14 protein-coding genes are annotated in these 13,644 nt (G+C 38.4%); 7 read left to right on the top strand and 7 right to left on the bottom strand.

Going from position 1 to position 13,644, the window contains the following annotated elements:
• Positions 1 to 76: 76 nt before the first annotated feature.
• The 3 genes from SOLCA_RS23130 (at position 77) to SOLCA_RS09550 (ending at position 2,415) form a co-directional block, all read left to right on the top strand.
• The gene (locus SOLCA_RS23130; protein ID WP_014680243.1) at positions 77 to 217 is read left to right on the top strand and encodes a hypothetical protein; all 141 of its coding nucleotides are present in this window, start codon (positions 77 to 79) and stop codon (positions 215 to 217) included.
• 134 nt (positions 218 to 351) lie between these two features.
• On the top strand, positions 352 to 681 hold the full coding sequence (locus SOLCA_RS09555) for a YegP family protein (protein ID WP_014680242.1): 330 nt from the start codon (positions 352 to 354) through the stop codon (positions 679 to 681).
• Positions 682 to 846: 165 nt separating this feature from the next.
• Positions 847 to 2,415: an arylsulfatase gene (locus SOLCA_RS09550; protein ID WP_014680241.1), complete on the top strand. Its 1,569-nt coding sequence runs from the start codon at positions 847 to 849 to the stop codon at positions 2,413 to 2,415.
• A 50-nt stretch (positions 2,416 to 2,465) separates the two neighbouring features.
• Here SOLCA_RS09550 and SOLCA_RS09545 read toward each other — a convergent pair whose 3' ends face one another.
• On the bottom strand, positions 2,466 to 2,918 hold the full coding sequence (locus SOLCA_RS09545; RefSeq protein WP_014680240.1) for an SRPBCC family protein: 453 nt from the start codon (positions 2,916 to 2,918) through the stop codon (positions 2,466 to 2,468).
• Positions 2,919 to 3,140: 222 nt separating this feature from the next.
• Here SOLCA_RS09545 and SOLCA_RS09540 point away from each other — a divergent pair, with 222 nt between their 5' ends.
• The 4 genes from SOLCA_RS09540 (at position 3,141) to SOLCA_RS09525 (ending at position 6,144) form a co-directional block, all read left to right on the top strand.
• The gene (locus tag SOLCA_RS09540) at positions 3,141 to 4,298 is read left to right on the top strand and encodes a BamA/TamA family outer membrane protein (protein WP_014680239.1); all 1,158 of its coding nucleotides are present in this window, start codon (positions 3,141 to 3,143) and stop codon (positions 4,296 to 4,298) included.
• 210 nt (positions 4,299 to 4,508) lie between these two features.
• Positions 4,509 to 5,345: a sulfite exporter TauE/SafE family protein gene (locus tag SOLCA_RS09535; RefSeq protein WP_014680238.1), complete on the top strand. Its 837-nt coding sequence runs from the start codon at positions 4,509 to 4,511 to the stop codon at positions 5,343 to 5,345.
• A gap of 4 nt (positions 5,346 to 5,349) precedes the next feature.
• Positions 5,350 to 5,748 (top strand): DUF1634 domain-containing protein, encoded by a 399-nt coding sequence (locus SOLCA_RS09530; RefSeq protein WP_014680237.1) that lies wholly within the window; start codon positions 5,350 to 5,352, stop codon positions 5,746 to 5,748.
• A 15-nt stretch (positions 5,749 to 5,763) separates the two neighbouring features.
• Positions 5,764 to 6,144 carry a DUF1398 family protein gene (locus SOLCA_RS09525; protein ID WP_014680236.1) on the top strand — a complete coding sequence of 127 codons (381 nt, stop codon included), beginning with the start codon at positions 5,764 to 5,766 and terminating at the stop codon, positions 6,142 to 6,144.
• A 65-nt stretch (positions 6,145 to 6,209) separates the two neighbouring features.
• Here the strand turns inward: SOLCA_RS09525 and SOLCA_RS09520 are convergent, their stop codons facing one another.
• The 6 genes from SOLCA_RS09520 to SOLCA_RS22305 all read right to left on the bottom strand — a co-directional run bounded on the left by SOLCA_RS09520 (position 6,210) and on the right by SOLCA_RS22305 (position 13,640).
• Positions 6,210 to 7,823 carry a L,D-transpeptidase family protein gene (locus SOLCA_RS09520; protein WP_014680235.1) on the bottom strand — a complete coding sequence of 538 codons (1,614 nt, stop codon included), beginning with the start codon at positions 7,821 to 7,823 and terminating at the stop codon, positions 6,210 to 6,212.
• A 23-nt stretch (positions 7,824 to 7,846) separates the two neighbouring features.
• Positions 7,847 to 8,812, bottom strand: a complete 966-nt coding sequence (locus tag SOLCA_RS09515) for an AAA family ATPase (RefSeq protein ID WP_014680234.1) — start codon at positions 8,810 to 8,812, stop codon at positions 7,847 to 7,849.
• 81 nt (positions 8,813 to 8,893) lie between these two features.
• Positions 8,894 to 10,348, bottom strand: a complete 1,455-nt coding sequence (locus SOLCA_RS09510) for a BatD family protein (RefSeq protein WP_014680233.1) — start codon at positions 10,346 to 10,348, stop codon at positions 8,894 to 8,896.
• A 14-nt stretch (positions 10,349 to 10,362) separates the two neighbouring features.
• Positions 10,363 to 12,048: a vWA domain-containing protein gene (locus SOLCA_RS09505; protein ID WP_014680232.1), complete on the bottom strand. Its 1,686-nt coding sequence runs from the start codon at positions 12,046 to 12,048 to the stop codon at positions 10,363 to 10,365.
• A 94-nt stretch (positions 12,049 to 12,142) separates the two neighbouring features.
• Positions 12,143 to 13,183: a vWA domain-containing protein gene (locus tag SOLCA_RS09500; RefSeq protein ID WP_014680231.1), complete on the bottom strand. Its 1,041-nt coding sequence runs from the start codon at positions 13,181 to 13,183 to the stop codon at positions 12,143 to 12,145.
• On the bottom strand, positions 13,164 to 13,640 hold the full coding sequence (locus tag SOLCA_RS22305; protein WP_014680230.1) for a DUF4381 domain-containing protein: 477 nt from the start codon (positions 13,638 to 13,640) through the stop codon (positions 13,164 to 13,166). Before SOLCA_RS22305 ends, SOLCA_RS09500 begins: the two co-directional genes overlap by 20 nt.
• Positions 13,641 to 13,644 lie beyond the last annotated feature (4 nt).

Raw genomic sequence — 13,644 nt, 5'->3', positions numbered from 1 at the left:
CTATATATCAGTAATTATTGTAATTTGTTCTTCTGTTTTTCGTTTTAAAATATAGACAAAATTAAAACTTACAGCTATGAGAGAACCACATGAAGAAAGAGAAAATAGGGGTAACTTTTTAATAGGTAAAGAGTTCAGTGGAAGTTTCTTCGTCATTTTTATTGTATCCGTAATTGTGCTGATGGGATTAGCTTATTTATTAGGTTTTTTAAAATAAAACCTGATAAACGGTATTTTTTGTAGGAATCTTGAAGTGTAAATTATTTATCACTTTGATATTAAAGTTTTTCATTAATCTTTAATATCAAAGAAAGATTTATATTTTAGTATTCAAACAAAAAATATTTTACTATGGGAAAATTTGTTATCAAAAAAGGTAAAAATGACCAGTTCCATTTTGCATTAAAAGCCAATAACGGTCAAACCATATTAGCAAGTGAAATGTACACTACTAAAGCTGCTTGTGAAAATGGAATTGAGTCTGTAAAGAAAAATTCTCAGGACGAAAGCAAATTCGATAAAAAAACCTCTACAAACGGTAAATACTATTTCAACTTAAAAGCAACTAATGGACAAATCATTGGTAATAGTGAAATGTATGAATCTGCATCAGGACGTGACAACGGAATTGAGTCTGTAAAAATCAATGCTCCCGGAGCTGAGGTGGTAGTTGAAGACTAAGAACCTAAAAGATTTCCAGAAAATAGGTATATAAAGGACAGCATTAGCTGTCCTTTTGTTGTATTAGTGATAGTGAGTTGGCTTTTTTTAAATAGTTTTTGTTAAATTAAAACTATCTATGATAGTTAAGTTTCTGATAGATTAATTCACTAATACTTTATAAACATGCGCTCTCTAAAATTATGTTTGCTTGGTATGTGTTCCTTGCCAATGCTGCTTGCTGAAACTGTGCAAGCTCAGAAAAAGCCCAATATTCTTGTCATTTTCGGCGACGACATTGGAATTCCTCAGATAAGTGCCTATACCAAGGGACTTATGGGTTATCAAACGCCCAATATTGACCGTATTGCCAATGAAGGTGCAATCTTTACCGATTCTTATGGGCAACAAAGCTGTACAGCAGGGCGTGCTTCTTTCATTTTAGGGGAAGAACCTTTTCGCACCGGTTTATTAACGATTGGTATGCCTGGTGATCCTCACGGTATTCAGGATTGGATGCCAACAATTGCCGATGTAATGAAAACTCAAGGCTATGCTACCGGTCAGTTTGGAAAAAATCACCTTGGCGACCGGGATGAACATTTGCCTACCAAACATGGTTTTGATGAATTCTTCGGTAATCTTTATCATTTAAATGCGGAAGAAGAACCTGAAGGTTATTTCTATCCAAAAGATCCGGAGTTTAAGAAAAAATATGGTCCAAGAGGTGTTATTAAGGCTTCTGCTGATGGTAAAATTGAAGATACCGGACCTTTGAATACCAAACGGATGGAAACCGTTGACGAAGAGTTTTTAGCCGGAGCTAAAGATTTCATCAATCGTCAGGCAAAAGCTGATAAACCCTTTTTCTGCTGGTTTAATTCAACTCGTATGCACGTATTTACGCACTTAAAAGCAGCTTCTCTTGGTAAAACAGGAAAGGGTATACATGCTGATGGTATGGTTGAACATGATGGTATGGTTGGAGAATTACTTAAGCTTTTGGACGATCTTAAAATTACAGAAAATACTATTGTTGTTTACACTACCGATAACGGTGCCGAAATTGCCTTGTGGCCGGATGGTGCAATGACCATGTTTAAAGGAGAAAAGGGAACCACTTGGGAAGGCGGTATGCGTATACCAATGATGATCAGATGGCCAGGAGTTATAAAACCGGGAACAACCTATAATGATGTTATTTCACTAATCGACTGGTTCCCAACCTTATGTGCGGCTGCAGGTATTCCTGATATTAAAGAAAAAATGGTTTCCGGATTTACTGCCAACGGTAAAAAGTTTAAAGTGCATTTGGATGGTTTCAACTTTATGCCTTATTTCCAAGGTAAAGAAACCAAGGGACCTCGAGAGCGCATTATGTATTTTGATCAGGGTGGAAACCTGAATGCAATAAGATGGAATGATTGGAAATTGAGTTTTGCTGTATCTCATGGAAATATTGCCACTGGAGTTAGAGAAACACCAGCTTGGGCTTTGATAGCCAATTTACGAATGGATCCTTATGAAAAGGGGCTTGAAGAAGGAGGTGGAAGTATTGATTTTTTAGCTCGAAATATTTGGTTACTCGTGCCAATTCAGGCTCAGATTAAAGATTTCTTCATTGATTTCGATAAATATCCTTACCAAACAGGAAGTACATTAAATCCTAGTGGAATTAATTATGGTATGTTGAAAATGCAGGATGCAATGAAGCGGTTAAAAGATGTAGAGACCCTTAGTGCTCCGAGGAACTGATGGTGGATAATAAAAAGTCCTTTACAATTTTGTAAAGGACTTTTTGTTGGTTATGCGTTACCCTTAAGTTTCGTCTCCAGTTGGTCAAGCACAAAAGGCCATGAAACTTTATGCTGTTTTTTGGATTCTTCATCCTGAAAGCCTGCATGGGTTAGTTTTAAATGAGTTCCTTTTGGGTCGGGCTGCAGTTCTATTGTTAAAACCGTTTCTACTCCATGTGTTCCTTTTGGCCCGGTAAGCCAGGTAACTTCTACCAGTTTGTCGGTTTCAAGTTTCAAAAATCGTCCGTAATGTGGGTAACGTTCTCCGTTGTGGTGTACTTCAAAAAAGAAAGGAGCATTTACTTCCACTTTACCTAACAAGGTTCCTTCTGCCGCAAACCATTTATCAAAATCGGAGGTCCATGCTTTAAACACTTGATTAGCAGGTAAGGCAACCACACGTTCAATGGTAAAGTTATATGAGCGGTGGGTAATATCCGGAGGGCAAATTGTAGTTGACATAAATTAAAGATTGATCAGTGTACTTAAATTACACAATCCATTCTTAAACCCCAATTAATTTAACCGATAAATCGCTGTTTTTTAACAGGTTTTGGTAATAAATTATCAGCATCTTCATCGTAAACAGGTATCGAAGGCATTTCAGGTACTCCATTGTAAAAGCCGAAACTTTCAGTTATATTAATAACAGAAATTAACTTCTATTTAAACGCTCTAACCTCTATGAATAAGCTTTTACACTCTCTTTTATTGCTATTATTTTTATTTGGCTCCGGCATAGTAAACGCACAACAAGCAGATTCTCTTACTAAAAAAGAAAAGCGACAACTTGCTAAAAAACAGAAGGAGAAAGAGGGTAAATTTATGATTACTCCTTTAGCGGGTCCTGCTTATACTCCCGAATTAGGATTTACCATTGCCGGAGGTGTGTTGACTTCCTGGAGGATGGATAAAGTTGATACTACACTTCAGCGTTCATCAGCACCCTTTAATATTGGTTGGGGTTCAACCGGATCCTATTTTTTTGCCACCCGTTCCTCTATATTTTTCAAAAAAGACAAATATCGCTTGTATACTGATTTGTGGTTTAAAAACATGGACGACAATTATTTCGGTATTGGTTATGATAATGGTAGAAATACCCCTAAAGGAGATTCTACCACGGGATATACTCGTACGTGGTTTCAAATATATCCTCGTTTCTTATGGCAATTTAAGAAGACCTTTTTTGCAGGAGCTGTATTGGATATCAACTATACAAAGGGAAAAGACCCCAGTCCCGGTGTAGCTGCCGATCTCACTTATCAGCAATTTAACGATAAACCTTTTAATTCAGGCTTTGGACTATTATTTCAGCATGATACGCGTGATGTTGCTGTAAATGCCTGGAAGGGTATATTTTTAGAGGCGCAACTTGCTTTTTATGGAGGATTTTTAGGAGGTGATAATAATTACCAGGTGTATTCTTTTGATGCACGAAAGTATTTTTCCATTACTAAGCCCGGACATACACTAGCATTTCAATTACGTGGGCGGTTTGCAGTTGGGAGCGTGCCCTATGGAGAAATGTCTCAGTTAGGAACTCCATTTGATTTACGTGGCTATTTATGGGGACAATACCGTGATAAGTCCATGTTGTTTGGTATTGCAGAGTATCGGCACACTTTTTACAAAAAGGATAAAAAGCCTTCCAAGTATGGAGTGGTAGGGTGGCTGGGAACAGGTTCTATTGGTGAAGATCCCACCGAGTTCAAAAATTGGTTACCTAACGGTGGTTTTGGTTTTAGAGTAGAAGTACAACCGAGAATGAATCTCCGCTTAGACTATGGATTAGGAAAGGGCAGTAGTGGATTTTATTTCAATTTCCAGGAGGCTTTTTAGATTTATATAATTACGGGTTGCGAGTTACGGGTTTCGAGTTGTTAAAGTGAAATTGCGGGTTACGGATTTCGAGTTACGGGTTGTTAAAGTGAAATTATGGATTTCGGGTTTCGTATTAGGAGTTGATTTAAAGTGAAATTATTTAATAATGATAACTATAACTCACAATTCGTAACCCATAACTCGCAACCCGCTAACCCAATATTAAAAATGATCATTTTCGAATTTACCATCATATTACTCGTAGGAGCCTATCTGGCGGGTTTATTAGGTTCTCTTACAGGCTTAGGAGGCGGGGTGGTAATTATTCCATTGCTTACATTATTTCTTGGGGTTGATATCCGCTATGCAATAGGAGCGGCTTTGGTGGCTTCCATCGCCACTTCTTCGGGTTCAGCTTCTGCTTATGTAAAGGAGGGTATTACCAATATCAGACTTGGAATGTTTCTTGAGATAGCCACAACAAGTGGAGCTGTTGTAGGAGCAATACTTGCAGTTTATACACCAACTAATTTCGTGGCCATACTGTTTGGTATTGTGCTGATATTTTCAGCTATTATGACGTTGCGTAAAAAGGCAGATTACTTGGATATTGCTAACCCAGATCATATTGCAAGTTTATTAAAGTTAAATAACACGTACCCAACGGCAACCGGAGAAGTTGCTTATACGGTGCGAAATGTTCCCGGTGGATATGCAATAATGTCTATAGCAGGAATCTTGTCTGGGTTGTTAGGAATTGGATCAGGAGCGTTGAAGGTTTTAGCAATGGATACGGTAATGCATACGCCATTTAAAGTGTCAACAACCACTAGCAATTTTATGATCGGTGTAACAGCCGCAGCAAGTGCAGTGGTTTACTTGCAACGAGGTTATATAGATCCCGGAATTGCTTTTCCTGTGGTTTTGGGTGTTTTGGCTGGTGCCTTTACTGGTTCGAAATTACTTACAAGTATGGATGTTAAGTACCTTAAAATTGTCTTTAGTATGGTTATTGTATTTTTAGCTTTAGAGATGATGTATAATGGTTTTACAGGTAGGTTCTGATTAAATGAAAAGATTTTTTTCGAAATCGTTTTGGGATGAACGTGATGTGGAAATCATTATCGGGCAACTGCTTCGATATGGAGTTGCCTTATCAAGTATTATGGTAATTATTGGAGGAATTACTTATCTGTACAGGCATGGCTATGAGGTGGAGCACTATTCCATGTTTAACGGCGAGCCGTCCGGTTATACAAGTCTGTACGGTGTAATTAAAGGTGTTTCTGAAAATAAGGGTAGAGAAATAATTCAGTTAGGAGTAATTGTACTGATAGCAACACCCATATTTAGGGTCGCTTTTTCTGCACTAGCCTTTATTATTGAAAAAGATTACTTGTATGTTTTTATTACCTTATTAGTGTTGTCAATCATTATCTTTAGTATGACCGGCGGATTGGCTGGTTAACCTATAAAATCAACTATGAGTTTACACGATCAAATTCAGCATGTTTATAAAACAGCTTCCAATTATCCTGAGTTGGTAAGACAATTAATTGAAGTAGGAATTCAATCCTATACGGTTGACGTAGCAACTGGATCCATACTTTATCGTTTAGAGCACGGTCATACACATTTGCACGAAGGAACTGTTCAGCCACGCAGTATTGAAGAAAAGTTTAACCGGGAGCTAACCATAAAAGCCATCAGAGATAACCAACAAGGAAAAACAACTTATCCCGAGTTCATGGACGGCATAGCCCAGGCCGGAGTCCGTTTTTATGAAGCAACGCTTTCAGGCAATGAAAAAAGAGTAACATATATTGGCTATGGAGGACTTTATGAGGAAGTAATTCCGGTTTAAGTTAGACCATAGTCCATAGTCAATAGTTTTTTCTACATATTAGCTATGGTCTATGGTCCATGGACCTATTTCTTAAACAACATCTCTTCCAATCGTTTATCCCTGTTATAAATATCTTTTCTGAAATTCAATAAACCGTTATGATCTACATATGCGGTGAAATAGGCTATAAATACTGGAACAGTTTTCTTTAATACAACAGTTTTTTCTTTGCCGGCATTCATTGCTGCAGTGATTTTTGCATCTGTCCAGGTACTGTCATGTCTTAAAAGGTATGTGGCTAATTTTTTAGGTTCGGCTACCCGAATGCATCCATGACTAAATGCACGTTGATCTTCTTTAAATAAACCTTTTGAAGGAGTGTCGTGCAGGTAAATATTAAATGAATTCGGAAATAGAAACTTAACCTGTCCTAATGAGTTTGATGGGCCGGGTAACTGACGGATAATAGGTAAACTGCCTTGCTTACCTGCTATTTCCATGCGGTGATCTTTTAAGTAATTAGCATTTTTGTTCATTCCCGGTAATATTTCACCTTTAATAATACTTGGAGGAACATTCCAATAAGGACTGAATACGATGTATTTTAAATCACCATTAAAAACTACTGTTTTGGTCATAGCTTTACCAACTACAACATTGCAACTCCAATCGAGCGTGTCGGATTGAAAGGCATACAGTTTGAAAGATGGAATATTGACGATTAAATGGGATCCGGTTACCTTTTCAGGCACCCACCTGCTTCTTTCAATATTCACTAATAATTGCTGAATGCGTTGTTGGGGAGTAACATTTAAAGCTGCTATAAAAGCATTGCCAATTACACCATCTTCCGTTAAGCCATGTCGAAATTGATACTGCTTGGCGGCTGTTTGCAATACATCATCATATAACGCACTGCCATTGTCGGCTTTAAGGTCACCTAACAAGGTTAGCCGACTTCGGATCTTTTTTATTACGTCGGATGAATCACCTGGTTTGTAGGATTTTTTGTCGGCCTTAATGATATCCCATTTATTAGTAGCGGCAATGTCGCGGTATTTCTTTAAACTGCTTTTTAAAAGATCATACTGTTGATAGGCAGGGTCTTTACTTATCAAATGTTCGGAAGGCTGGCTGACAATCTCTTCAAGATATTTTTGGTAATCAAGTTTTTTGCGTGGCAGAAACCATTCCATTTCTTTAATGTCCTTATCGTTAACTCCACCTTGCCAGGCTATTTTCGAAAACGCGAAATAATTACCGGTTAGCATTAATTCTGTAGAAACATCAGCCTTTGAATTATGCAAAGTCTGCATCAAGGTGTCTAATTTATCAGCATAAGGAACTTTGCCAGACAATCCTTCATCACCCAAATGTTGGATTCTACTATTTAAGTTACTGGCCTGTTCAATTAATCCTTTGTTATCAAACCATGCATAGGCAAATTTCCGATTCCGGTAAAATTTAAGCATATCATCAGAAAAAGGCTTTAGGTCAGGGTTTTTCTCCAGAAATACCTTAATAGCAGTGCTATCGAAATGAAGTTGTGTCTGTGCACTGTAGTTACCCGGAATACTTTTGTTCCAGTTGGTTACATTAACAGTATCTGAAACAGCAACTTTTTGTTTCTTTTCATTAGAAGTACAGGATGAGAAAAAAAATAAACTTGATAAAATTAGGGCTAAAAATAGTTTCATTCGAGTTAATAAAAGTTACTAATCTACAACACTGCGACCACTTTTAATACTTCATCCATAACTTGTTCTTTTGTTATGCCTTTTGCGCTTGCCTCATAGCCCAATATTAAACGATGGCGGATCACATCATGAAAGACGGTTCTTACATCATCGGGGCTCACAAAATCGTTTCCATTTAACCAGGCATTTACGCGTGAACATTTATCTAAACTTAATGCTCCACGCGGACTGGCGCCATATTCAATCCATTTGGATAATTCTTCACTAAATTTCTTTGGATAGCGTGTGCAATGAACCAAATCAGTAATATACTTATCTATTGCCGGAGATACCTTAATTTGCTGAATCTCTTTTCTGGCAGTGAAAATATGCTCAGTAGCAGTTTTCTCTATTGTGGCTTGTGCCGAATGATTGCCTTCTTCAGAACGAACCAATGCTAAAATGGCTATTTCAGATTCAGGAGTTGGGTAATCAATTTTTACATGCATTACGAAACGGTCCATTTGTGCCTCTGGCAGGGGGTAAGTGCCTTCCTGTTCAATTGGATTTTGTGTGGCCAAAACCATAAATAGAGCAGGCATTTTGTAGGTTTTTCCGGCAACTGTTACTTGACGTTCTTCCATCGCCTCTAACAAAGCCGATTGTACCTTTGCCGGAGCGCGATTAATCTCATCCGTTAAAATCAAATTGCTGAAAATTGGACCTTTTTGGAATACAAATTTCTCGGAAGCATCAGGTTGATAAATTTCTGTTCCGGTAATATCGGCAGGTAAAAGATCAGGCGTAAACTGAATGCGACTTAAACCTGTATCCAAGTACCTGGCCAGTGTTTTTACGGCACGGGTTTTTGCTAAACCTGGTAGTCCTTCCAATAACAAATTTCCATTGGCTAATAATCCCATTAAAATGCGGTTTATCAACTGATCCTGACCAATGATCTGCTGAGAAACATTTGTCTGAAGTTTTTTAATTTCCTGGAGCGTACTCATGCTTTTTAGTTCATAATCTATGGATGGTAGTTCATAGACGTAGTTCAACAATTGCTTTACTTGGTTAATCTAATTAACGGATTAACTATTTTCGTCCGTTGTCCAATTCAATACCGTATAATCCTGCTGTTCTTTCTTTGGGTTATAGTTATCTAATTGAATTTTTCTTGCTTTTGATAATAGCGGGAAAAGCGTCGCATGCTTAAGTGCAGCTGATTCTGCTGCATTTGATTCAAATAATTCATTATTTATCTTTTGCGCTAACTGATTTAATTCAGGCATAGAAGTTTCATTAGCAAGGTCTTTTAAGGTTTTTACATTTCCCGGTAATGTAAGCAACCATTGATTCAACAGATTATAAGTTTCCTTTTGCTTACCGAAAAAAGCCTTCCACTTTAATTTTTTGAATAGATATGCTTCTGTTTTTTTATAAGAATAGAACTTGTTGCGAACAAATCTGAAAAGAGGTAAAATCATTCGTCTTATAATAAACCATAAAATGCCAAGGCTGATTAACAGAAAAAGCCATTGTTTTGGTGTTAGTCCTAAGTAAGTTTTCGGAGTTGCTTTTGCTGTTTTAGGATCAGTTGCCTTCAGGAAAGCTTCATCAATTGAGTCCTGGATCGACCGAAGCATACCCAGGTTTTTATTTTCCTTTACATCAATTTCATGCTCCGGAATCTTTAGTTTAGTTAATCGATGAGTGGATAGATTCCAGTAGTTAATTTCAATTTCAGGTAATTTGTGCTTTCCTGTTTTACTGAAAAGGTATTTAAATCGTTCAGTGCGATAGGCACTGATGGCATTACTTCCCGGAGGACGATTATCCTTTGTAATGGGGGTTCCTTCATAAATCTGAGCCCAATCCAGGCTATCTAGTTTCACTGCAGGTAATAATCCCGCAACAGTTCCTCCTGCATGAATGGTTATATCTCTTTCTACCACATCACCCTCTTTTATTGTTGTTAGCGGTCTGCTCCATTTTTCATTCAATGTTGCTGAAGTGCCCACAATACTTTCTCCCGGTGGACCTCCAGGTGGGTTAAGTACATTTAAGGTAAGTCCGTGCGATTGTATCTTTCTTTCAACACCTAAAGGATTTTTTTCTGTTGGAACAGTGACGGTAAATTTTAACGGAGGCAAAACTAATTTACCGGCCTCCACCGGAAATATTCTGAACATAAACTGAATGGCAGGCATATTCTTGCCATTCTTTTGCAATGTAATTGAATACGAACGATCATAAGGAACTAAAAAAGCACCATTCATTTGCAAATTGCTTACCTCTGGTGGTTGCGTAAAATATTGATCCGTATAAACAGTGTAGGTTAAAATTGCAGGTTGTCCCGCATATACTTTTTTAGGTGAAATACTTAAATCAATATAAGCATGAGCATCCTGTGCCCGAACAGAGATGGATAACAGGATGAGTACAATGAAAAGGAAAAGATGAATAAAAGCATAGCTGAAACCCAAAAGAAACTGCTGTTTCTTATGCAGTATAGATTTAACCAATGTTTTAATTCTAAAAACCATACTTAAGATTTTAATTACCAGCTATTCTCCGGTTTAGGAGCATCCTCATAATAGCGTCTGTATTGTAATTGAAATTTGCGTTTTTGAAACTCTGTCTGATCCAGTGGAACTCTTCGTATCAAAACATTGCTGAAGTTGCTGCCGGGGTCAGAAGGTTTCATGTTTTTCTTCTCATCTGTAGTTCCTCCCGGATCATTTACTGCCGATTGAGGAGGAGTTCCTGGAGGGGCTTTTTGTTTGGAGGTACCTTCTGTTTCATCACCGCCTTCGGGTGTTGCTTTATGGTGCGTTGCTCTTTCACCTTGTTTTGTTTTTGCGTGCTTGTTTTGTTGAGCGGCAATTCGCTCTTCAAGAACCTTCTTTTTTTTCAAGTAATTTTTTACCTCATCAAGATTTTCTTTCGCCATTATAAGGGATGAATCCATATTTACAGCCATTGAAAAAGCGTTGGCAGCGGCGTTATAGTCTCCGCTTTTAGCATAAACCAATCCTTCGTTGTAAAAACTCGTTGCTGTACTATCTTTTTCAAAATATTCAACTGCTTTTTCTTCACTTCCTGCTTTCATATAGGCAATTGCCTTATGTGCAGGGTCTTGAAATTTTTTGGCAGCTTCGTTGTACTTGCCTTGTTTCATTAATTTTTGCCCTTGATAGTTCTTTGTGAACCATAAATCATCTGTTGATAAGTTTCCGCACGACGAAAGTTGAACTAAAAAGGGAAGTAAACACACAGCTCGCCAACCCCTCCTAAACCATAGCGCTCCTAAGGGTAATAATAGCCAGAAAAGAAACGGACCTTGATCAATCCAGATGCTTTGTTTACTGTTTGGTTTGTCTTGCAAGGTTTGATTTTTCCGGATTTGCTCAACTAACTTTTCGACATCCGTATTATCTAATGTGAAAACAGTTGTTCTTATTTTGGGGTTGCCGCTAAGTTCCTTAACAGCTGCGACATTTAGTTTGCTGATTGCTTTTGTTCCCGGTACTATTGCTCCTTGTGGGGTTGCCAGGGTAGTAAGTGCAATAGTATGTGGTGTATCTGTTGTAAAGTCTTTCAGCACTTTAACTGCATTTTCATCAAGGTCATCTGTAATCAACCAAACTGTACTGGGGGCTTTAAAACGACTCATTAAGGTGTCTGTCATCTTAAATGCATAGGAGAGATCGGTTCCCTTTAAAGGCATTATAGCAGGCACCATATTTTGCAATTGAAGCAAATGAGCCTGGTATTGATCAGAAAACGGAACCACCATATGCGCTGTTCCTGCAAATGCAACTAAACCCACCCGGCAACGCGGATTGGTTTTTAATAAGTCGCGAATCTTGAACTTAGCACGCTCAAGTCGGTTAGGTGCAAGGTCAGTTGCCATCATACTTTGCGAAAGATCAAGTATGATTAACAAGACTGATTCATTCTTCTTTCCGGGGATATCTTGCTGTTGCCAGGTCGGACCTGCCATCATCACCACCATTAGGCACATAATAAACAATAAAGCAAACCGAGCCAGGTATAAGCTTCTGTTACTACTGCTAATAACCATATACGGACGAAGGTGCTCCGGTATCAGCCTTATCCATTTTTCCTTCTTCCTTCTCGTCAGCCATGTTAACAAAAACACAGCAACAACCGGAACCAAGGCATACAATAACTTGGGCCTCAAAAAATGAAAGTTTTCCTTTAGTATTTCAATATCTATCATTTTTTATTACGGGTTTCGAGTTACGAGTTTCGGGTTTGATTATGAGTTTAATTTAAATCAACCCACAACTCGTAACCCACAACCCGTAATCCCTTTAAACAAACAACCTCACTAAACTCATCACAAACAAAGTCGCCACGCCTAAAGCCAGGGCTGCCGATAGTGGAATGAAATAAAGCTCAGTAACTGGTTTATATTGTTCTTCTGTGAATTTTATGGGTTGAAGTTGATCAAGTGTCTTATAAACTTGTTCTAAACTCTGGTGATTATAAGCTCTGAAATACTTTCCACCGGTTCGGGCAGCAATTCCCTGTAAAGTACCTTCATCCAGATCGCTTCCAAATCGTTGATGCTGTCCGATTCCAATGGTGTAGATAATAATACCATCGCGGGCAGCGGCGGAAGCGGCATCCAGCGGACTGATATTAGTGCCTGCATCAACTCCATCTGTTAGCAAAAGCATTACTTTTGTTTTCAAAGTATCGGATCTAAAAAGCTTGATTCCTAAGCCAATTGCATCGCCAATGGCAGTAACTTGTCCGGCCATACCCACATCCGATTCATTTAATAATGTTTTTACGACTGATAAATCCGGCGTGAACGGTGTTTGCAGAAATGGCTGAGAGGCAAATAAAACTAAGCCCATACGGTCACCCTCTCTTCGTTGAATAAACTCATTCATAACCGATCTAACTGCCGTCCATCGACTGGCTGCATGTCCGTTTACCGACCAGTCTGTTGTTCCCATACTATTAGAAATATCAGCAGTAATTAAAAAGCTTCTGCTGGTAATTATTTTTCTATCAGGTTTACCGATCAAGCGAGGATCGGCAAATGCTACTATAATCAGCACCCAGACCACCCACATGCTGATAAACTGAAGTAAACTGCGGTGTAAAATCCTGGTTCCTTTTTTGGTGCGAATTCCTGAGGCCTCATGCAAACGGTCAAAGGAAGGGAATCGTAAAGAAGCTGCCTTGTATTTCTTAGGTGGATATAACAACCAAACAATTAAGGGTACAGGCAATAACCAGTAAGCCCAGGGGCGTCCCCACTGAAAAGTTCCTTCAGCATCAACACCAAATTGCTTAGCCAGGTGGTGCCAGTCAATACTATTAAGCCAGTCGTGCAGCATGATGTTTAATCCAAAAAATTACATAGTTTTTTAGTTCCTCTGTGTTTTTTACCGTAGCTGTTTCAGTATATAATTCATTACCAAAGAAATGTTCAATCGATGCTATGGATTGCTTTCCATTAATGGAGCGATCAAGAAAATCAATCCAGGTCTTTCCATACAATCCTGCCACCTGTTCTCGGCCATACGCCTGAATTGCAGTGTTTTTTAATACAGTTAAATAAGGCTCCGGCGAAGTAGACGTAATATTTTTAATTGTTTTTAGCGCTTGTTTTTTATAGGCATTTTGTTGTAGATAGTGAATGGTTGTTTTAATAATTAGGTAAACCAATCCAATGATAAGCAATAATAATAACCACCATCCTGGCGCAGCGTATGAGAACTCAATAGGGGGTGGCTCTATTGCGGGATGAAGGACAGGAGGCGGAAGGGTATCTAATGCTTTTGATGGCTCCATAATG

The organism is Solitalea canadensis DSM 3403 (genome assembly GCF_000242635.2).
Taxonomy (GTDB): Bacteria; Bacteroidota; Bacteroidia; order Sphingobacteriales; family Sphingobacteriaceae; genus Solitalea; species Solitalea canadensis.
This window is presented reverse-complemented; position numbering and strand designations above follow the sequence as displayed.